Source organism: Streptomyces sp. NPDC127119, assembly GCF_042677425.1.
Classification (GTDB): Bacteria; Actinomycetota; Actinomycetes; order Streptomycetales; family Streptomycetaceae; genus Streptomyces.
Genome location: NZ_JBHXTO010000158.1, coordinates 1 through 21,324, shown reverse-complemented (window position 1 = coordinate 21,324; position 21,324 = coordinate 1). Strand labels below are relative to the sequence as shown.

Annotated in this window: 6 protein-coding genes and 2 pseudogenes; 4 read left to right on the top strand and 4 right to left on the bottom strand. The window is 72.9% G+C overall.

Features of this window, described 5'->3' with window-relative positions:
- The first annotated feature begins 12 nt into the window (after nucleotides 1-12).
- From ACFVH5_RS38215 to ACFVH5_RS38205, 3 genes and pseudogenes are all read left to right on the top strand, one after another.
- The gene (locus ACFVH5_RS38215) at nucleotides 13-12,057 is read left to right on the top strand and encodes an SDR family NAD(P)-dependent oxidoreductase (RefSeq protein WP_385838296.1); all 12,045 of its coding nucleotides are present in this window, start codon (nucleotides 13-15) and stop codon (nucleotides 12,055-12,057) included.
- Nucleotide 12,058: 1 nt separating this feature from the next.
- On the top strand, nucleotides 12,059-15,175 hold the full coding sequence (locus ACFVH5_RS38210; RefSeq protein WP_385838295.1) for a type I polyketide synthase: 3,117 nt from the start codon (nucleotides 12,059-12,061) through the stop codon (nucleotides 15,173-15,175).
- A gap of 10 nt (nucleotides 15,176-15,185) precedes the next feature.
- Nucleotides 15,186-18,377: pseudogene (locus ACFVH5_RS38205) on the top strand (amino acid adenylation domain-containing protein); the annotation flags it as partial.
- On the opposite strand, the gene ACFVH5_RS38200 reads toward ACFVH5_RS38205, so the two are convergent.
- Entirely contained in the window at nucleotides 18,332-18,907 is a 576-nt protein-coding gene (locus ACFVH5_RS38200; RefSeq protein ID WP_385838294.1) for a thioesterase II family protein, read from the bottom strand. The pseudogene ACFVH5_RS38205 and the gene ACFVH5_RS38200 overlap by 46 nt on opposite strands.
- Before the next feature lie 11 nt (nucleotides 18,908-18,918).
- Here ACFVH5_RS38200 and ACFVH5_RS38195 point away from each other — a divergent pair, with 11 nt between their 5' ends.
- Complete coding sequence (locus tag ACFVH5_RS38195; protein ID WP_385838293.1) at nucleotides 18,919-19,083, top strand: hypothetical protein; 165 nt, start codon at nucleotides 18,919-18,921, stop codon at nucleotides 19,081-19,083.
- Nucleotides 19,084-19,174: 91 nt separating this feature from the next.
- Here the strand turns inward: ACFVH5_RS38195 and ACFVH5_RS38190 are convergent, their stop codons facing one another.
- The 3 genes and pseudogenes from ACFVH5_RS38190 to ACFVH5_RS38180 form a co-directional block, all read right to left on the bottom strand.
- Nucleotides 19,175-19,597, bottom strand: a complete 423-nt coding sequence (locus ACFVH5_RS38190) for a pyridoxal-phosphate dependent enzyme (RefSeq protein WP_385838292.1) — start codon at nucleotides 19,595-19,597, stop codon at nucleotides 19,175-19,177.
- 517 nt (nucleotides 19,598-20,114) lie between these two features.
- A complete protein-coding gene (locus ACFVH5_RS38185) occupies nucleotides 20,115-20,933 on the bottom strand; it encodes an ABC transporter permease (RefSeq protein ID WP_267030159.1) in 819 nt (272 codons plus the stop codon).
- Nucleotides 20,930-21,324: pseudogene (locus tag ACFVH5_RS38180) on the bottom strand (ABC transporter); the annotation flags it as partial. The gene ACFVH5_RS38185 and the pseudogene ACFVH5_RS38180, both read right to left, overlap by 4 nt.

Sequence of the window (21,324 nt, the reverse complement as noted above, 5' to 3'; positions counted from 1 at the left end):
GGCCGCAGTGGCATGGTCTCCCTGCCGCTTCCTGTGGCTGAGGCTTCGGAGCTGATCGCGGGGTGGCAGGGGCGGTTGGTGGTGGCCACGGTCAACGGGCCGTCGGCGACCGTGGTGGCCGGTGACATCGACGCTGTCGAGGAGTTGTTGGCGCACTGCGTGGTCGAGGGTGTGCGTGCTCGCCGCGTTCCCATCGACTACGCCTCGCACACGTCTCATGTGCATCCGCTTCGCGATCGGTTGCTGGGACTGCTGGCTCCGGTGGAGGCGCGGTCGGCGACTGTCGCGTTCTATTCCACGGTGGAGGGTCACCTCGGCGGGCCGATGGCCGACACCACGGTGATGGGTGCGGAGTACTGGTACGACAACCTGGCCACCGCTGTCCATTTCCAGAGTGCCACGGACGCGCTGCTGGACGATGGGCACACCCTGTTCGTCGAGGTCAGCCCCCACCCGGTGCTCACCCACGCCCTCCAGGAGACCGCCGGGGACCGTACCGGCGCCGGTGAGGTCGTCGTCACCGGCACTCTGCGCCGCGACGACGACACGTGGCAGCGCGTGCTGACTTCGCTGGCCACCGTCCACACCCACGCCGCCGTCGACTGGTCGGCCTTCTTCCCCGCCACCCGGCCCACCCACCTCGACCTGCCCACCTACCCCTTCCAACGACAGCGCCACTGGATCGACCTGCCGACGGCCGGCCTCGCCGACACCGATACCGATGCCGACGCGGGCTCCGAGCCGACCGCGGACCAGCCCGAGGGCATCGCTCCCGCCGAGGCCGGTGCGTCGTCGCCTTTGCTCGACCGCCTCACCAAGGTCTCCCGGACCCAGCAGGAACAGATCCTCACCGACCGGATCCGCGCCGAGGTCGCCCTCATCACCGGACGGGTCACCCCGCAGACGGTGGACGGCGACCGCACGTTCAAGGACTTCGGGTTCGACTCCTTCGCCTCCGTCGAACTGCGTAACCGGCTCAGTGCCCTCACGGGCCTGGAGCTCCCGTCGACGCTGCTGTTCAACCACCCGACGCCCGCAGACGTCGCCCGCCATCTGCGGACCGAGCTGGTGGGTTCCGCGGAGACGGGAGACACCGCTCCCGGTGCCCGGACCCCGGCCGACGCGGACGAACCCCTCGCCATTGTGGGCATGGCCTGCCGCTACCCGGGAGACGTGCGCACCCCCGAGGACCTGTGGCGCCTGGTCAGCGATGGCGTCGACGCCATCACCGACTTCCCCGCCGACCGCAACTGGGACACCGACAAGCTTCTCGATCCCGACCCGGACCGGCTCGGCACCTCCTACGTCACCAAGGGCGGATTCCTGTCCGACGCGGCGGCGTTCGACCCCGCGTTCTTCGGGATCGGCCCGCGCGAGGCCACCGCGATGGACCCCCAGCAGAGGCTGCTCCTGGAGACCTCCTGGGAGGCGATCGAGCGGGCGGGCATCGACCCGACCACGCTGCGCGGCAGCCAGACCGGCGTCTTCGTCGGCGCGACCACTCAGGAGTACGGTCCTCACCTGCACGACGGTGTCGCCGGCTTCGACGGGTACCTGCTGACCGGCAACACCGCGAGCGTCGCCTCGGGCCGCATCGCGTACGCCCTCGGCCTGCAGGGTCCGGCCGTGACGGTGGACACCGCGTGCTCCTCCTCACTGGTGTCGATGCACATGGCGGCCCAGGCGCTGCGCAACGGCGACTGCGATCTCGCGCTGGCCGGCGGCGTCGCCGTGATGGCCACCCCGGGCATGTTCGTCGAGTTCAGCCGGCAGCGCGGGCTCGCGGCGGACGGGCGGTGCAAGGCGTTCGCCGAGGCGGCGGACGGCACGGCCTGGGCGGAGGGTGTGGGCCTGCTGCTGCTGGAGCGGCTCTCCGAGGCGCGGCGCAACGGCCACCGGGTGCTGGCGGTGGTACGCGGCTCGGCGATCAACCAGGACGGCGCGAGCAACGGCCTGACCGCCCCCAACGGGCTCTCCCAGGAGCGTGTCATCCGCCACGCCCTGGCCGGCGCCGGCCTGTCGGCGCTGGAGGTCGACGCCGTCGAGGCGCATGGGACCGGGACCGCTCTCGGTGACCCCATCGAGGCACAGGCGCTACTGGCCACGTACGGCAAGGACCGGCCCGGGGACCGGCCGTTGTGGCTGGGCTCGCTGAAGTCGAACATCGGCCACTCCCAGGCCGCGGCGGGCGTGGGTGGCGTCATCAAGATGGTCATGGCCATGCGGCACGGCACCCTGCCCCGGACCCTCCACGTGGACCGGCCGTCCTCGCACGTGGACTGGGCCGAGGGGGCGGTGGAACTCCTCACCGAAAGCCGGCCGTGGCCGGAGAGCGGCCACCCGCGACGTGCCGCCATCTCGTCGTTCGGCATCAGTGGCACCAACGCCCACCTCATCGTGGAACAGGCTCCCCGGGATGAGGGTGTCCCGGATGTGGGTGTTCCGGGATCGGTGGTGGTGACGGACGGGGCGCTGCCATGGCCGGTGTCGGCGAAGTCCTCGGTGGCGTTGGCGGAGCAGGCGCGGCGTTTGTTGGAGCATTTCGACCGCACTCCGGGGGCGACGCCGGCTGAGATCGGCCGCGCGCTGGCGATGAACCGTTCCCTGTTTGATCATCGGGCGGTGTTGATCGGTGGTGAGCCGGGTGACTTCCGGGTGGCGTTGGGTGCGCTGTCGGCGGGTGAGCCTTCTGCCCGGGTGGTTACCGGTGCTGCTGCGGTCCGGCCGGGTGGGACGGTGTTCGTGTTTCCGGGTCAGGGTTCGCAGTGGGTCGGTATGGGTGTGGGGTTGATGGCTGTGAGTCCGGTTTTTGCCGGGCATCTTGCGGTGTGTGCGGCGGCGTTGGAGCCGTTCACCGGCTGGAACCTGGTTGATGTCCTTCGTCGGGTCGGGGGTGCTCCCGTTCTGGAGGGTGATGGTGTTGTCCAGCCTGCGTTGTGGGCGGTGATGGTGTCGTTGGCCCGGCTGTGGGAGGACCTGGGGGTCATTCCGGATGCGGTGGTGGGGCATTCCCAGGGTGAGATCGCCGCGGCGCATATCGCGGGGGTGTTGTCGTTGGAGGATGCGGCGCGTGTGGTGGCGTTGCGTTCTCAGGCCCTGGTCGGGATCGCGGGCCGCAGTGGCATGGTCTCCCTGCCGCTTCCTGTGGCTGAGGCTTCGGAGCTGATCGCGGGGTGGCAGGGGCGGTTGGTGGTGGCCACGGTCAATGGGCCGTCGGCGACGGTGGTGGCCGGTGACATCGACGCTGTCGAGGAGTTGTTGGCGCATTGTGCGGTGGTGGGTGTGCGTGCTCGTCGTGTTCCTATCGACTACGCCTCGCACACGTCTTATGTGCACCCGTTGCGTGACCAGTTGCTTGAATTGCTGGCTCCGGTGGAGGCGCGCCAGGCCGAGGTTGCGTTCTATTCCACGGTGGAGGGTCATCTTGGTGGGCCGGTGGCTGATACCACGGTGATGGGTGCGGAGTACTGGTACGACAATCTGGCGACGGCTGTCCATTTTCAGAGTGCCACGGACGCGTTGTTGGACGATGGGCATTCGCTGTTTGTTGAGGTCAGTCCGCATCCGGTGCTCACGCACTCTCTTCAGGAGACGGCCGGGGCGCGTGCGGGTGCGGGTGAGGTGGTGGTCACGGGCACTCTGCGTCGTGATGACGACACGTGGCAGCGCGTGCTGACGTCGTTGGCCACCGTCCACACGCATGCCGCTGTCGACTGGTCGGCCTTCTTCCCCGCCACCGGGTCCACCCACCTCGACCTGCCCACCTATCCCTTCCAACGACAGCACTACTGGATCGACCTGCCCGGCAGCGCGGCGGACGCGGCCGCGGTGGGGCAGGCGGTGCTCGCGCACCCGCTGCTCGGCGCGGCCGTGGAACTGGCGGGGACGGACGTCACCGTGCTGACCGGCCGGGTGTCGCTGCAGACACACGGCTGGCTGGCCGACCACGCGATCTCCGACACCGTTCTGCTGCCGGGTACGGCCTTCGTCGAGATGGCGCTCCGCGCGGGGGACGAGGTGGACTGCGACCGACTTGAGGAACTCACCCTGAAGGCACCGCTCGTCCTGCCGGCCACCGGCGGCGTTCAGCTGCGCGTCGAAGCGGCCGAGCGCGACGACTCCGGCCGGCGCTCCGTGAGCGTCTACTCCCGGCCCGACGCCGAGGGGACGGGTGCGCTCTGGACCTGCCATGCCACGGGTGTCCTCGTCACGGGCGGGCCGGCGTCAACGCCGTGGGACGCCCGGGCGTGGCCGCCGGACGGCGCGCTTCCAGTGGATCCCGACGACCTCTACCCGGCGCTGGCCGCCCTCGGCTACCAGTACGGCCCCGCGTTCAGGGGAGTGCGGAACCTGTGGAAGCGGGGTGACGAGGTGTACGCCGAGGTGGCGCTGCCCGAGGAGCGGCACCCCGAGGCGGCGGCCTTCGGCATCCACCCCGCGCTGCTCGACGCGGCCCTGCACGCCGGGCTCAGCCCGCAGGCCGGGGCCGGGCGGGAACCGGAGCGGCCGAGGCTGCCGTTCGTCTGGTCCGACGTACGTCTGTACGTGGCCGATGCCAGGAACGTGCGGGTGCGGCTCGCCCCGAACGGTACGGACGCCCTCGTGGTGGAGCTCGCCGACACCGAGGGCGCGCCCGTCGCGTCGATCGGCTCCCTGGTGATGCGCCCCGCCGACCCCGGGAAGCTCGGCGGAGCACCGGGCGGACACCACGACGCGCTGTTCCGCATGGAGTGGGTGAAGCGGGAGGTGCCGGCCGCAGCCGCCACACCGGCCGGCCCGTGGGCACTGGTGGGCGACGACCCGTTCGGGCTCGCCACCGTCGGGGACTCCGCATCCGTGCGGCGGTACGCCGACCTGCCCGCGCTCGCCGACGCGTTGGAGGCGGATGCGGGGACCGTCGGCACCACCTCGGCCACGGACCCGACGTCCGACCCGAAGCCCGCGTCCGTGCTGTCCTGCCGGCCGCCCGGCGAGGACGCCGCCGCTGGCGACCCTGCCGCCGTACGGGCCGAACTGCTCAAGGCGCTGTCCCTGGTGCAGTCATGGCTCGCCGAGGAGCGGTTCGCCGACACCAGGCTCGTGGTGGTCACCCGTGGCGCGGTGGCGGTCGCCGCGGAGCGGCCGGATCTCGCCTCCGCACCGGTGTGGGGCCTGCTGCGCACCGCGCAGACGGAGAACCCGGGCCGGTTCGTCCTCGTCGACGTCGACGAGGACGAGCGTTCGCTGCACGCCCTGCCCGCCGCGCTCGCGGACGGGGAGCCGCAGTTCGCGCTGCGCGGGGGAGAGGTCGTCGTACCCCGCCTGGTGCGGACCAGTGGCACGTCGGCCTCCCCCGGCGAGCGGCCGGCGGGACGCCCGGACGTGAGTGTGCCGGCCGGCTGGGATCCGGAGGGCACGGTGCTGATCACCGGCGGCACCGGCACCCTGGGCGGGCTCTTCGCGCGGCACCTGGTGACCGCGTACGGGGCCCGGCGGCTGCTGCTGGTCAGCCGTCGCGGGCCCGCCGCCGCGGGCGCCGCGGAACTGGTCGAGCGGCTGACCGGGCTGGGGGCGACGGCCGTGGCGGTGGCGTGCGATGTCTCCGACCCGCAGGCGCTGTCCGGGCTGCTGGAGGACATACCGGCCGAGCACCCGCTGACCGCGGTCGTGCACACGGCGGGTGTCCTGGACGACGGCCTGGTCTCCACGCTGACGCCCGAGCAGTTGGAAGCGGTACTGCGGCCCAAGGCGGACGCGGCATGGCACCTGCACCGGCTCACCCAGGGGCAGAACCTGGCGGCGTTCGTGCTGTTCTCCTCGGTGATGGGCGCGCTCGGCGGCGCCGGACAGGGCAACTACGCGGCCGCGAACGTCTACCTCGACGCCCTGGCCGTCCACCGCCGGGCACAGGGACTCGCGGCCACGTCGCTGGCCTGGGGCCTCTGGGACGAGCGCGGCGAGCTGACGGCGGATCTCAGCCGGGCGGACCTGGCCCGCATGGCCCGCATGGGGCTGCTGCCCCTGCGGTCCGACGAGGGACTCGCCCTGTTCGACGCGGCGAGTGTCCGGGACGAACCGACGCTCGTCCCGGCACGCCTCGACACCGAGCGGCTCGCCCGCGCCGACACCGGTGCGCTCCCCGCGGTCCTCGGCTCACTGGTGCGTCCCCGTCGCGCACGCCGCGCCGCCGCGGCCGGTTCGTTCGGCGCCGTCGGCGGGCCGCGGTTCACCGGGGGCGCCGACGCCGAGCGCGAACTCATGGAGGCGGTACGCGCCCACACCGCGACCGTGCTCGGGCACGCGACACCGGAGGCGGTGCGGGCGGACAGCAGGTTCAAGGACATCGGCTTCGACTCGCTGGCCTCGGTGGAGTTGCGCAACCGCTTGAGCAAGGCCTTCGGTGTGCGCCTGTCGGCGACAGCGGTCTTCGACCATCCGACGCCGGCCGCGATGGTGCGGCACCTGCGCGGTGAACTGCTCGGGGAGACCCCGCCGGCCGCCCGCCCCGTGGCCGCGTCCGCCGCGCTGGACGAGCCCGTCGCCATCGTGGGTATGAGCTGCCGCCTTCCCGGCGGCGTGGCGTCCCCCGAGGACCTGTGGGAACTGGTGATGTCCGGCGGTCACGGGATCTCGGGCCTGCCGACAGACCGCGGCTGGGACCTTGAGGGGCTCTACGACCCCGACCCCGACCAGCGGGGCAAGAGCTACGTCCGCGAGGGCGGCTTCCTCTACGACGCGGGCGAGTTCGACGCCGACTTCTTCGGCATCGCACCCCGCGAGGCGCTCGCCATGGACCCGCAGCAGCGGCTGCTGCTGGAGGTCGCCTGGGAGGCGTTCGAGCGGGCGGGCATCCGCCCGGAATCGGTGCACGGCAGCCGGACGGGTGTCTTCGTCGGTGCCATGCCCCAGGAGTACGGCTCGCTGCTGCACGAGGCCACGGACGGCCTCGACGGCCTCATGCTGACCGGCAAGACGACCAGCGTGCTCTCCGGCCGGCTCGCCTACTTCCTCGGCCTGGAGGGCCCGGCGCTCACCATCGACACGGCGTGCTCGTCCTCGCTGGTGGCGCTGCACCAGGCGGCGCACGCGCTGCGTCAGGGGGAGTGCACCCTCGCGGTGGCCGGCGGGGTGGCGGTGATGTCCACCCCGGGCGTACTCACCGAGTTCAGCCGGCAGCGCGGGCTGGCGCCCGACGGGCACATCAAGTCCTTCGCGGCTGCCGCGGACGGCACGGGCTGGAGCGAGGGCGTCGGAATCCTGCTGCTGGAGCGGCTCTCCGACGCGCGGCGCAACGGCCACCGGGTGCTGGCGGTGGTACGTGGCTCGGCGGTCAACCAGGACGGCGCGAGCAACGGCCTGACCGCACCCAACGGGCCGTCCCAGGAGCGCGTCATCCGCCAGGCCCTCGCCAACGGCCGGCTGACCCCGCAGGAGGTCGACGCGGTCGAGGCCCACGGCACGGGCACCAGACTGGGCGACCCGATCGAGGCGCAGGCCCTGATCGCCACCTACGGCCGGAGCCGGCCCGAGGACCGGCCGCTGTGGCTGGGCTCGCTGAAGTCGAACATCGGCCACAGCATGGCGGCCGCCGGCGTCTCCGGTGTGATCAAGATGGTGATGGCCCTGCGGCACGGGGTGCTGCCCCGCACACTGAACGTGGACGAGCCGACCCCGCACGTCGACTGGAGCGCGGGAGCGGTGGAACTGCTCACCGAGGAACGCCCCTGGCCCGACACCGGACGTCCGCGGCGCGCGGGGGTCTCCTCGTTCGGCATCAGCGGTACCAACGCCCACCTCATCGTGGAACAGGCCCCGCAGGACGACGACGGCGATGGTGCGGACGGGGGAGTCCCGGCCGACGGTGCGCCGGAGCCGGCGGTGGTGACGGACGGGGCGCTGCCATGGCCCGTGTCGGCGAAGTCACCGGCGGCGCTGGCGGAGCAGGCCCGGCAGTTGCTGGAGCATCTCGACCGCACTCCCGGGGTGACACCGGCCGAGATCGGCCACGCGCTGGCGACGAACCGCTCCCTGTTCGAGCACCGGGCGGTGGTGATCGGCCGTGAACCGGCCGACTACCGCGCCGCGCTGGCCGCGCTGGCCGCCGGGGAGCCGTCACGGCTGGTGGTCACGGGCACGGCGGCCGCCCAGCCGGGCCGGACGGTCTTCGTGTTCCCGGGCCAGGGCTCGCAGTGGGCCGGCATGGGCGTGGAACTGACGCGCACCTCGCCGGTGTTCGCCGCGCACCTCACCGCGTGCGCTGCGGCCCTGGAGCCGTACACCGGCTGGAACCTTCTCGACGTGCTCGACCAGGCACCGGGCGCCCCCGCCCTGGACCGGGTCGACGTCGTGCAGCCGGCGCTGTGGGCGATGATGATCTCCCTCGCCCGGCTGTGGGAACACCTGGGCGTCACTCCCGACGCCGTGGTGGGCCATTCCCAGGGGGAGATCGCCGCCGCGCACATCGCCGGCGTGCTGTCGCTGGAGGACTCCGCGCGCATCGTGGCCCTGCGCTCCCGGGCCATCACCGACATCGCGGGCCACGGCGGCATGGTCTCCCTGCCCTTGGCCGTGGCGGACGCCGAGGAAACCATCGGCCGATGGGCGGGACGGGTGGTCGTCGCCGCGGTCAACGGGCCGTCGGCCACCGTGGTCGCCGGGGACGCCGACGCGCTGGCGGAAGTCGTCGCACACTGCGAGGACGCGGGCATCCGGGCCCGGAGGATCCCGGTGGACTACGCCTCCCACACCCCGCACGTCGAGGCGCTCCACGACCGGCTCCTGGACCTGCTGGCCCCGGTGCGCCCGCGCCGGGCCGAGGTGGCGTTCCACTCGACGGTGGGCGACCACGCCGGGGGCGCGATGAGCGACACGACGGCGATGGGCGCGGCGTACTGGTACGAGAACCTGCGGACCACGGTGGCCTTCGAGGCGACCACGCGGGCCCTGCTGGACGACGGGCACACCCTGTTCGTCGAGGTCAGCCCCCACCCGGTGCTCACCCACCCCCTCCAGGAGACCGTCGAGAACCACACGAAGGCGGAGGTCGCCGTCACCGGCACCCTGCGCCGCGACGACGACACCTGGCAGCGCGTGCTGACCTCGCTGGCCACCGTCCACACCCACGCCACGTCCGACTGGTCGCGCTTCTACCCGGCCACCCTGCCCACCCACCTCGACCTGCCGACCTACCCCTTCCAACGGCAGCACTACTGGAGCCGGCAGACCACGGGCAGCGCCGATCCCCGCGCCCTGGGCCTGCACGCCGCCGACCACGGGCTGCTCGGTGCCGCGGTCGCCCTCGCGGACGGCGACCGCCACGTCTTCACCGGGCACCTGTCGCTGCGGGGCCACCCCTGGCTGGCCGACCACGCCGTCCACGGCACGCCCCTGCTGCCCGGCACCGCCTTCGTCGAACTGGCCCTGCACGCCGGGCAGGCCACCGACACCGCGGACCTGGAGGACCTCACCCTCGAAGCGCCCCTCACCCTCCCGGCCACCGGCGGCCTCCAGTTGCAGGTGCACGTGGAGGCGGCCGACGGCCACGGTCGCCGAGTCCTCACCATCCACTCCCGGCCCGACGACGCCACACCCGACCGGTCCTGGACCCGCCACGCCACCGGCACCCTCGCCCCGCCGCCTGCCGCGCCCGACCCGGCCGCATGGGCGGACCTGGCGGCCTGGCCGCCGGCCGGCGCCACTCCCGTACCGACCGACACCTTCTACGACCGTCTCGCCGACCGCGGCTACCAGTACGGCACCGCCTTCCAGGGCCTGACGGCCCTCTGGCGCCGCGACGACACCCTGTACGCCGAGGTCGCCCTCCCCGCGGACGACACCCCCGGTGCCGGCCACTACGGCATCCACCCCGCGCTCTTCGACGCCGCGCTCCACCCGATCATCGGCACCGGCCCCGAGCAGGACCCGGAGCAGGTCCTCCTGCCGTTCGCCTGGTCGCACGTCCGCCTGCACGCCGTGGGCGCCCGGGCGCTGCGCGTGCGGATCGCCCCCGCCGACGCGGGGACGCTGCGGATCAGCCTGGCCGATCCCGCCGGGCAGCCGGTGGCCGAAGCGGCGTCGCTGGCCATGCGGCCCATCAGCACCGGGCAGTTGGCCCAGGCCGTCACGGCGGGAGGGGAGAGCCACCTGTTCCGCCTGGCGTGGACTCCCGCGGCCGTCCAGGAGACACGGACCACCGACCGCGTGGCGTTCCTGGGCGCCGCCCTTCCCGAGGCCCTGGCCGCCTCGCTGCCCGGTGGGGCCGCGGCCGACTGCCATGAGAGGCCGGCGTCGCTGGTGGCGGAAGGCACCGATCCCCTTCCCGACGTGGTCATCGCCACCGGCCTCCTGGGGCGCTCCGGTGCGGACGGTGACGTCCCCCGCTCCGCCCGTGAGGCCGTCCAGTACGCCGTCGACCTGATCCAGGCGTGGCTGGCCGAGGAGCGCCTGGCCGACAGCCGGCTCGTGTTCGTCACCAGGCGAGCCGTCGCCGTCCGACCCGGCACCGACTCGCCCGAGCCGGCGGACGCCGCCGTCTGGGGACTGATCCGCACCGCCGAGACCGAGAACCCCGGCCGCTTCACCGTGATCGACCTGGCCGACGAGCACGCCGTCCCCGCCGAGTCCTTCCGTGCGGCGCTGGCGAGCGGCGAGCCGCAGGCGGCCCTGTGCGCCGACGACCCGCAGGTGTACGTCCCCCGGCTCGTGCGGGAGACCCCGCCGGCCACGGACGCGGACACCGTGCCGGAGCCCGCCGAGGGCGGCACGGTCCTCATCACCGGTGGCACGGGCACCCTCGGCGCGCTGTTCGCCCGCCGGTATGCCTCGGCCGGGCGGGCCGGACATCTGCTGCTGGCCGGCCGGCGCGGTCCGGACGCACCGGGCGCGCCCGAACTCGCCGCGGAACTCACCGAGATGGGGGTGAAGGTCACGATCGCCGCCTGCGACACCGCCGACCGCGACGCCCTGGCCGCGCTCCTGGCGGCCATCCCCGGGGAACACCCGCTGACCGCCGTCGTGCACACCGCCGGGCTCCTCGACGACGGCACCGTCACCTCCCTGACGGCGGAGCGGATCGAGCGCGTGTTCCGCCCCAAGGCCGACACCGCCTGGCACCTGCACGAGCTGACCCGCGGCACGGACCTCGCCGAATTCGTTCTCTTCTCCTCCGCGGCGGGCGTGCTTGGCACGCCGGGCCAGGGCAACTACGCCGCGGCCAACGTCTTCCTGGACGCACTGGCCGAACACCGCCGGGCCGCCGGGCTGCCCGCCACCTCCCTGGCCTGGGGACTGTGGTCGGACAGCAGCGGCATGACCGGCCACCTGGACGACGTCGACCTGAGCCGGATGGCCCGCCTCGGCATCAAGCCCCTCACGGCGGCGGAAGGGATGGCGCTGTTCGAGACGGCCCGGGCCACGGACGCCGCCTGTCTGGTCCCGGCCAGGATCGTCCCCGCCCTGCTCCGGCCCCAGCTGGAGACCGGCACTCTGCCCGCCGTCCTCCGGGGCCTGGTGCGCACCGGCGTCCGCAGAGCTGCCGCGGCCACCGCGACCGGTGCCACCCCACTCCGCGATCGCCTGGCCCGCCTGTCGCCCGAGGAGGCCGAGGACGCCCTCGCCACCCTCGTCCGCACCGACATCGCGCTGGTCCTGGGCCACAGCACGCCCGACACCGTCCACCTCGACAAGGCGTTCAAGGACATCGGCTTCGACTCGCTGACCGCGGTCGAACTGCGCAACCGGCTGGCGTCGTCGACCGGGCTGCGGCTGGCCCCCACGCTCGTCTTCAGCTACCCGACCCCCCGAGAACTGGGACGGCACCTGCTCGGCCTGCTGCGCACGGCGGGGGACGACGGACCGGCCGAGGACGCGCAGATCCGGCAGGTGCTGCGGACCGTCCCGATCGGGAAACTCCGCAGCGCGGGCGTCCTGGACCTGGTCCTCGCGCTCGCCGACCCGCCCGCGCCGACCACCGCCGGCCAAGAGCAGGACACCGGCACGGCGGACACCGGCACCGACGTACTGGCCGCCCTGGACCTGGACGCACTCGTGGACCTGGCCCTGGACGAGAGGGGTAACTGACATGGACGACTCCGCGGAGCGCGCGGCGGAGGGCGGGGACCGGGTCCAACGGGCCCTCCGCGCGCTGCTGGAGGAACGCGACCGCCTGCGGCGGGAGAACGAGGCACTCAAGGCCGGCCGCGGCGAGCCGATCGCCGTGGTCGCCATGGCGTGCCGCTACCCGGGAGGCGTGGCCACGCCCGAGGCGCTGTGGGACGTCGTCCGCGACGGCAGGGACGTGGTGGACGAGTTCCCGCAGGACCGGGGATGGCCGGACCTGTACGACCCGGACCCCGACACGCTCGGCAGCTCGTACGTGCGGCACGGAGGATTCCTGACGGACGCCGCCGCCTTCGACGCGGGGTTCTTCGGCATCAGCCCCAAGGAGGCACTGGCGATCGACCCCCAGCAGCGCCTGCTCCTTGAGACGTCGTGGGAGGCCTTCGAACGGGCGGGCATCGTCCCCGCCGACGTACGCGGCGCCGAGATCGGTGTCTTCTCCGGAGTGAGCGCCCCCGAGTACGGCATGCGCTTCCTGGAGGCCGGCGCCAACGAACTGGAGGGCTACCTGCTGCAAGGCAGCGCCCTGAGCGTGGCCTCCGGCCGCGTGGCCTACGAGCTCGGCCTGACGGGCCCGGCGATGACCGTGGACACGGCGTGCTCGTCGTCGCTGGTGGCCGTGCATCTGGCGATGCAGTCGCTGCGCTCGGGTGAGTGCTCGCTCGCCCTGGCGGGCGGGGCGGCGGTGATGGCGACGCCCGCGCTCTTCGTGGAGTTCTCCCGGCAGCGCGGCCTGTCGCCCGACGGCCGGTGCCGGTCCTTCGCGGACCAGGCGGACGGGACCGGCTGGTCCGAAGGGGTGGGGGTGCTGCTGCTGGAGCGGCTCTCCGACGCCCGCCGCAACGGCCATCCGGTACTGGCCGCCCTGCGCGGTTCCGCCGTCAACCAGGACGGGGCCAGCAACGGGTTGACCGCTCCCAACGGCCTCGCCCAGGAGAAGGTGATCCGCAAGGCGCTGGCCAACGCGGGACTGCGGGCCTCCGAGGTGGACCTGATCGAGGCCCATGGCACCGGGACCACGCTGGGCGACCCCATCGAGGCGGGCGCCCTGCTGGCGACCTACGGGCAGGGGCGTGCCGAGGGCAGGCCGCTGTGGCTGGGGTCCCTGAAGTCGAACATCGGTCACTCCATGGCCGCCGCCGGGGTGGGCGGGATCATCAAGGCCGTGCTGGCCGTGCGGCATCGGCAGCTCCCGAAGACTCTGCACGTGCAGACGCCCTCACGGCACGTTGACTGGTCCTCCGGCGCGGTCGAACTGCTGGCGGAGGGGCGGGAGTGGACCCGCGCGGACGGTCCGCGGCGGGCCGGTGTGTCGTCGTTCGGGGTCAGCGGCACCAACGCGCACGTCGTCCTGGAAGAGGCCCCGGAACAGGAACAGGAACAGGAGCAAAGGCAAGAGAGTGTCGTCGGCGGCCTCGTGCCGTGGGTGCTGTCCGGCAGGACCGCGGGGGCCGTGGAGCGGCAGGCACGCAAGCTGCGCGACTTCGCCGCCGCCGACGAGGACCTCGATGTCACCGACGCCGCCTGGTCGTTGGTGACCGGCCGGACCCGCTTCGAGCACCGCGCGGTGGTCCTGGGCCGGAACCGGGAGGAGCTGCTGAGCGGCGTGACGTCGCTCGCCGACGGACAGGAGTCCGCCGTGGTCGTGCGCGGCACGGCCGCGGAACGCGGTGGGACGGTCTTCGTGTTCCCCGGACAGGGGTCGCAGTGGGCCGGCATGGGGCGTCAGCTGTACGACACCTTCCCCGTCTTCGCGCGCAGCCTCGACGCGTGCGCGTCCGCTCTGGCCGAGTGGGTCGACTGGTCGCTGCTCGACGTGGTGCGCGGAGCCCCCGGGGCACCGACGCTGGACCGGGTGGACGTGGTTCAGCCGGCCCTGTTCTCCGTGATGGTGTCCACGGCCGCCCTGTGGCGCTCCTGGGGCGTGGAACCGGCCGCGGTGGTGGGGCACAGCCAGGGCGAGATAGCCGCCGCCCACGTGTGCGGCGCCCTGTCCCTGCGCGACGCCACCCGAGTCGTGGCGCTGCGCAGCAAGGCCCTGGTGGACCTGATCGGTCATGGCGGGATGGCGTCGGTCGCCCAGTCGGCGGACCGGGTGGAGGACCTCCTCGCGCCGTGGCGGGACCGGGTCGGAATCGCCGTCGTCAACGGCCCCCGCTCCGTGGTGGTGTCCGGGGAACCGGACGCGCTCGACGAGTTCGTCGAGAAGATGACCGCCGAAGGCGTGCAGGCCAAGCGGATCAAGGTCGACTACGCCTCCCATTCCCCCCATGTGACCCGGGTCCGCGACCGCGTGATCGACGCGCTGTCCGACGTGAGCCCGGCCACCTCGGCCCTGCCCTTCTGCTCGACCCTGTACGGCGAGATCACCGACACCGCGGCGCTGAACGGTGACTACTGGTACACCAACCTGCGCGAGAAGGTGCTCTTCGAACCCTCCGTCCGGCGGCTGGCGGGCGACGGTTTCCGGGTGTTCGTCGAGATGAGCCCGCACCCCGTGCTCACCGGCCCCGTGCAGGAGATCGTCGAAGATCTGGACGACGCGGTGGTCCTGTCCTCGGCACGACGCGACCGCGGCGAGGCGGAGGCCGTGCTCGGCTCACTGGCCCGGTTCCACGCCGAGGGCGGGACGGTGGACTGGGACGCCCTGCTCGGGACCCGCAAGAGGGTGGACCTGCCGACGTACGCCTTCCAGCGGCAGCGCTACTGGCTGAACTCCTCGCCCGCCGGGGTGAGGGCGCAGGTGCCCGTGCTGCACACGCCCGCGGTGGACGACGAGCCCGTCGCCCTGCGGGACCGGCTGGCGGCGCTTTCCGACGACGAGGCGACGGCACTCGTCCTGGATCACGTCCTCACCCGGGTCGCGGTCGTGCTCGGGCACGCCTCCGGCGAAGCCGTCGACCCCGACCAGGAGTTCAAGGACATGGGCTTCGACTCACTGCTCTCGGTACAGCTGAGCAAGGGCCTGGCCGCGTCGACCGGGCTCAAGCTGAGAGCGGGCCTGGTCCTGCGACACCCGACCCCCAGGCGGGTCGCCGGGCATCTCATGACGTCGATGACCGGTCGTGACCGGCGGTGAACCCCACGGCATGCACGGGACGCCTCCGGTTCCCGGCCGCTCTGCTGAAAGGATGATCTCTGTGCGTTCGTTCGGTGCGTCGTCTGCGCACAAAGGGTTGTGGCGGGCGCAGGAAATGTTTCCCGACACCCTCAACCATGCACTGACCATGTGGAACGTGGCGGGCGACCTGGACGTGTCGGTCATGGAGTCCGCGTTCCTGCACGTGATGGGCGAGGCGGAGGTGCTGCGCGTCACCTTCGTCGATGACGGCGGCGGGCTGCGCCTGGTGCCCCGCGAGTTGGGGGACTGGCGGCCTTTCCATCTGGACGTCAGCGCCGAGGGCGACCCCGAGACGGCGGCGCGCCGAGCGCTCGCCGACATGGTGCGCCGGCCGTTCGACCTGGAGCGGGACCTGCTGTTCCGGCTGGGTGTGGTGAAGCTCGCGGCGGCCCGCTCGGTGGTGGTGATCATCTACCACCACCTGGTGTCGGACGGCTACGGAGCGGCCGGCTTGCTGTCGCGGCGCCTGGCAGAGGTGTACACCGCGCTGTCACGGGGCGAGGACGTACCCGAACCGCCGCACCCGTGGGACGCCGAGTCCTTCGCGGCCGACGCGGCGGAGTACCAGGCCTCCGACCGGTTCGCCGAGGACATGGAGTTCTGGCGCGACTACCTGGCCGACCCTCCCGCGCCCGCGCAGCTGCCACGGATCCCCCTCTCCGACACGACGCGCTCCGCGCTCGACGAACCGGCCTGCAGCGCCGACCGGTGGGGGGAACTGACCGAACCCATCGGCATGGTGAGCCGGACACTGACAGTCCCGCGCGCCGCCGCGGGCGCGTGGACCGAGGCCGCGAAGTCCCTGGGCGTGTGGATGTCGTCGATGTTCACCGCGGCCACGGCGGTCTACCTCAGGCACCGCTGCGACCGCCCGGAGTTCCTGCTCTCGCTGGCCGTCGCCAACCGGCTCGGTGCGGCCGGCCGGACACCCGGCCTGGCGGTGAACGTCGTGCCGGTGCGGGTGAGGGTGCCCCTCGGCGCGACCTTCACCGAGATCGCCGAGACCATCGGCGACGAGACGTACGACATCTTCGACCACGCCGCCTGCCACTACTCGGAGATCCAGCGCGCGAGCGGCACCGTCCTGAACGACCGCGGCAGTTTCGGTGCCGTCGTCAACGTCGTCGAGTTCACCGAACACCTCAGCTTCGCCGACTGCCCGGCCCACTTCCTCGGCGGGACGACCGGGACGTTCGAGGAACTGGCGATCGGCGTCTACACCGACGGGAGGGCCGACAGCGACCTGTTCATCCGGCTCGACGCCCCCGCGGCCCTGTACTCCCGCGCGGAACTGCGCTTCATCGGCGAGGAGCTGATCGCGTACGTCCACGCCCTGGTGGCCTCCGAAGGGCGTCTGCCGGTCGGTGAGCTCGACGTGGTCGGCGGCGACGCGCGGGACCTGGTGCTCACGGCACCGAACGACACGGCGGTGCCGTTGCCGGGACTGACGATCCCGGAGCTGTTCGCCCGCCAGGTGGAGCGGGCCCCCGACGAGGTGGCACTGGTGTCCGGGGACTCGGTGATCTCGTACCGGGAGCTCGACGAGCGCTCCGGCCGCCTGGCCGACGCGCTGCGCCGGCGGCGGGTCGGACCCGAGACGGTCGTGGCGGTGGCGCTGCCCCGCTCGGTCGACCTGGCCGTCGCTCTCCTTGCCGTGGTGAAGGCGGGCGGGGCCTACCTGCCGGTCGACCCGGCGCTCCCGGCGCAGCGGATCCGGCCGGTCGTCGCCGACGCCGCGGTGCGCGTCCTGCTCACCGGGACGGCGACGGCCGGCCGGCTCTCCCGCGAGCTGGGCCTTCCGGCGGTCTCCCTCGACGACCTCTGGTCGGAGGCCGCCCGTGACGGCGGCGCGGCGACGCAGATGCCGGTTCCCGTCCGTCAGGACGGCCTGCTGGCCGTGATGTACGGCTCCGAAACGGCCGGCGCGATCACGACGGTCGCCGTGACGCACCGGAACATGGAGCGGCTCGTCCTGGACCGCAACCGTCGGGCAGGCGGCAGCGGCACCGTGCTGTGGCACGCCCCGCCCACCTCGCACGCGCTTGCCCTGGACCTGTGGGCGCCGCTGATGAACGGCGGCCGGGTGGTCGTCGCGCCTGCGGGGGAGCTGGACGCCGACGCGCTGACCGAGGCACGGGCGGCACACGGGATCTCCACGGTACGGCTGCCCGTCGGCCTGTTCTCGGCCCTCGCGGCGGAACACCCCGAGTGTCTCGCCGAGTTGCGCGAGGTGTGGACGGGGGGTGACCGGGTGCCCGCGGCCACCGTGAGACGTCTGCGCGAGGCCTGCCCCCGACCGGCGATCGTCATCGGGTACGGCCCGGCGGAGTCGTCCGGGTCCGCCGTGTCCCACCGCCTGGCCGGGAACGAGCCGACGCACCCGGCGGGCGCGCTCGGCCGACCGACGGACAACACGGCCCTCTACGTACTGGGACCGGGGCTGGCGCCGGTCCCCGCGGGCGTGACCGGAGAGCTGTACGTGGCCGGGCCCGGCGTTGCGCGTGGCCGTCCCGGGCAACCCGCCCGGACCGCGGAGCGTTTCGTGCCCTGCCCGTTCGGTGTGGCCGGCGGGCTCATGTACCGCACAGGGGACCGGGCACGGTGGCGTACCGACGGCCTCCTGGAGTACGTGGGACGGGCCGGTACCCAGGTCGACGTCCGCGGTGCCCGGGTCGAGCCGGCCGAGGTCGAGGACGCGCTGGCCGAACACGCCGGTCTCGCGCAGTCCGTGGTGGCCGTCGGCAGTGACCCGTCCGGGGAGCGGCGCCTCACGGCCTACGTGGTCCCGGCCGGCGGGTGGACCGTCGACAGTGGCGAACTGCGCCGGTTCACGGCGGGGCGGCTGCCGGAGTTCATGGTCCCGTCGGGGTTCGTGACGCTGGACCGGCTGCCGCTGGGCGCCGACGGACGGGTGGACAGGGCGGCGCTGCCGGACCCCACGTTCGACGACGAGACGTACCGGGCCCCGCGCAATCACGTCGAACGGGTGCTGGCCGACGCGTTCGCCGACGTTCTCGACCTGGACCGGGTGGGCATCGACGACGACTTCTTCGACCACGGCGGCAACTCGCTGCGGGCCATCAGGCTGACCGGTCTGATCAGGGCGGAGCTGCATCAGGAGGTGCCCATCCGCACGCTGTTCGCGGTGCGCACCGTCGCCGGCCTGAGCGACACCTGGAAGGACCTCACCCGATCCAGCAGGCCGACACTGCGCAGAAGGACGAAGGAAGGCGAGGTCCTGCCGTAGGAAGGGCCCCGTACGAGGAGGGCGGACACCCCCGGTCGCTGCCGCCGACCGGGGGTGTCCGCCCTGCCGTGGTACGACGGTGGACGGCTCAGCCCGCGCCGGGCACGGCTTCCCGGGCGGCGGAGAGGTCCCGGACGGTACCGGAGACGAGGTCGTTGACCTCCTGACCGTGCCCGTCGGTAGACGGGATCGGTCCCGCCGACGGCGCGCAACTCCTCGATGATGCCGTCGTCGTCACGGCGGTGCACCGTCCCGCCGCGCAGCAGGGAGGGCGGGGGACAACCGGAGGCGAGCAGCCGGGCCGGCGGGGTGCCGGTGTCGTCCTGGTAGCGGCGGGCCACCTCGAAGGCCAGGACGGAACCCGTGCCGTGGCCGAAGAAGACGAAGGCCCGGCCGTCCTCGGCACGCCGGTCCCGACGTCCCGGGTACTGGACGCAGAGCACGTCCAGGTGTGGTGAGAGAGCCTTCCGATGTCCTGGGCGCGGCCCTCGGCGGCCAGGCGCAGCGCACCCGTCACCGCGGTGGTGGCGGCGGGCTCGATGAGCAGGCGCAGCGCTTCGGCGATGCGCTTTCCTCGATCGTGAAGACCCCGGCGACGACGTCGTGGGCCAGATCGTAGGGGAGCCGGCCGATGCGGTCGGGACGCAGCCTGTCGGCGAGGGTGGGCCCGGCGTCCACGGTGACCGGTTTCCCGGCTCGCGGGGTCGCTGTCAGAGCGGGGACGGCGCTGGGCTCGGCGCCGTAGAGGTCGATGCTCCGGCCTGTGGTGGCCAGGCAGGCACCGGCCAGCGCGCTGCCGCCCCCACCGGCAGGACCACCGCTTCCAGGTGACCGCCGACCATGTCCACCTGGTGCAGCAGGTCGGCGGTGGCGGTGCCCTGGCCGACCACCACGTCCGGGTTCTGGTAGGGGTCGATCTCGTCGAGACCGCGGGCGCGCGTCAGTTCGTCGACCACCGTGACGTGCTCGGCCAGGGTGCTTCCCGCCTGGAGCACCTCGGCGCCGGCGGCCCGGATCCGTGCCACCTTGGCCGGCGCGGCGTCGGTGGGCAGCACCACGACGGCCGGGAGTCCGTACTGGGCGGCCGCCGGCGCCACGGCTGTCGCGTGGTTGCCGGTGGACTGCGTCACCACACCGGGGCTGCCGGGCTCCGGCCAGCTGTTCGAGTTCCTCGCTGCGCACCACGGGCGTGTCCACCACGCGGTCGGCCAGGCGGCGCCGGGCTTCGTGTACTCCGTCGTGGCTCAGCGGCGGCGGTTGCCCGGCGACCCTCACGGTGTTCGCGCTGACCGACATGAGGATGTCTCCGTCTCCCTGTGACGTCAGGGGCCTCGGGAGGCGGGCCGTGCGCCGTCGCGGAGCAGCGGCGTGCACACGCGAAGAGGTTGTCGGCGATGTTCCGCCGACGGGACACGGAGGCACGGCCCCCGGGCAAGCGCTGACACGACGGCGCGCGTCGGCCCGGCGGCGTACGCGATCGCTTCGTCGTGTCGGTCCACGTTGGCGGCGTGTCCCGGGGAAGCGCAAGCCGGTGGGGACGAGGGACGTCGTGACTGGGTGCGCGAAGAGGGCGGCGTACTCCGACGTGGTGTCGGGGTACGCCGCCCTTCTGCGGACGAACCGGGGCGCGTGTCGCGGTGGTCGTCCCGGCTACTTCGCGGCGCGGTTGAAGACCGACTTCGACCAGAAGTAGCCGAGGGCGGTGAGGGCCAGGCACCAGGCGATCGCGATCCAGCCGTTGTGGCCGATCTCGGTGCCGAGCAGCAGGCCGCGCAGGGTCTCGATGGTCGGGGTGAACGGCTGGTACTCGGCGATCGGCCGGAACCAGCCCGGCATCGCGTCCACCGGCACGAAGGTGCTGGAGATGAGCGGGAGGAAGGCCAGCGGCAGGGCGTTGTTGCTGGCCGCCTCGATGCTCGGGCTGATCAGGCCCATGCCGACCGCGATCCAGGTGAGCGCCAGGGCGAAGAGCACCAGCAGCCCGAATGCCGCGAGCCATTCCAGGGCCGAGGCGTCCTTGGACCGGAAGCCGATGGCCACCGCGATGACACCGACGAAGAGCACGGTCGTGATCGCCTTGAGGACGCTGCCGACGACGTGCCCGATGAGTACCGAGCCGCGGTGGATCGCCATGGTGCGGAAGCGGGCGATGATGCCCTGGGTCATGTCGTTGGAGACGGACACCGCGGTGCCGACCAGGGTGTTGCCGACGGTCATCAGCAACAGACCCGGCACGATGTACGCGATGTACTCGGAGCGGTCGGGACTCCCACCGCCGATGCCCGCGCTCATCACGTCCCCGAAGATGTAGACGAAGAGCAGCAGCAGCAGGATCGGGGTGAGCAGCAGGTTCAGGGTGAGGGAGGGGTAGCGCCGGGCGTGCAGCAGGTTGCGGCGCAGCATCGTCGACGAGTCGCGCACCGCGAGGGAGACGCGGCTCGGGCGGGCGGGGGCGAGGGGGGCGCTCATCGGACAGCCTCCTGGGTCTTGTCGGTGCCGCCGGTGAGGGCGAAGAAGACGTCGTCGAGGTCGGGGGTGTGCACGGTGAGTTCGTCGGCCTCGATGCCGGTGGAGTCCAGCCAGTCGAGGATGGAGCGCAGCTCGCGCTGGCTGCCGTCGCTGGGGATCTGCAGCGCGAGCGCCTCGTCGTCCCGGGTCGCCTCGCGCATTTCGCTCACGGCGCTCTGGTAGGCGCCGGGGTCGGTGAAGCGGAGGCGTACGTGTCCGCCGGGGATGAGGCGCTTGAGTTCCTCGGCGGTTCCCTGGGCGGCGATGCGGCCGTTGTTGAGGACGGCGATGCGGTCGGCGAGCTGGTCGGCCTCTTCCAGGTACTGGGTGGTGAGGAAGACGGTGACGCCGG

Excerpts from the sequence above, each read along its gene's own strand:
- ACFVH5_RS38215 (WP_385838296.1), top strand. The coding sequence starts at position 13 with ATGGTCTCCCTGCCGCTTCCTGTGGCTGAGGCTTCGGAGCTGATCGCG.
- ACFVH5_RS38210 (WP_385838295.1), top strand. The coding sequence starts at position 12,059 with ATGGACGACTCCGCGGAGCGCGCGGCGGAGGGCGGGGACCGGGTCCAA.
- ACFVH5_RS38185 (WP_267030159.1), bottom strand. The coding sequence starts at position 20,933 with ATGAGCGCCCCCCTCGCCCCCGCCCGCCCGAGCCGCGTCTCCCTCGCG.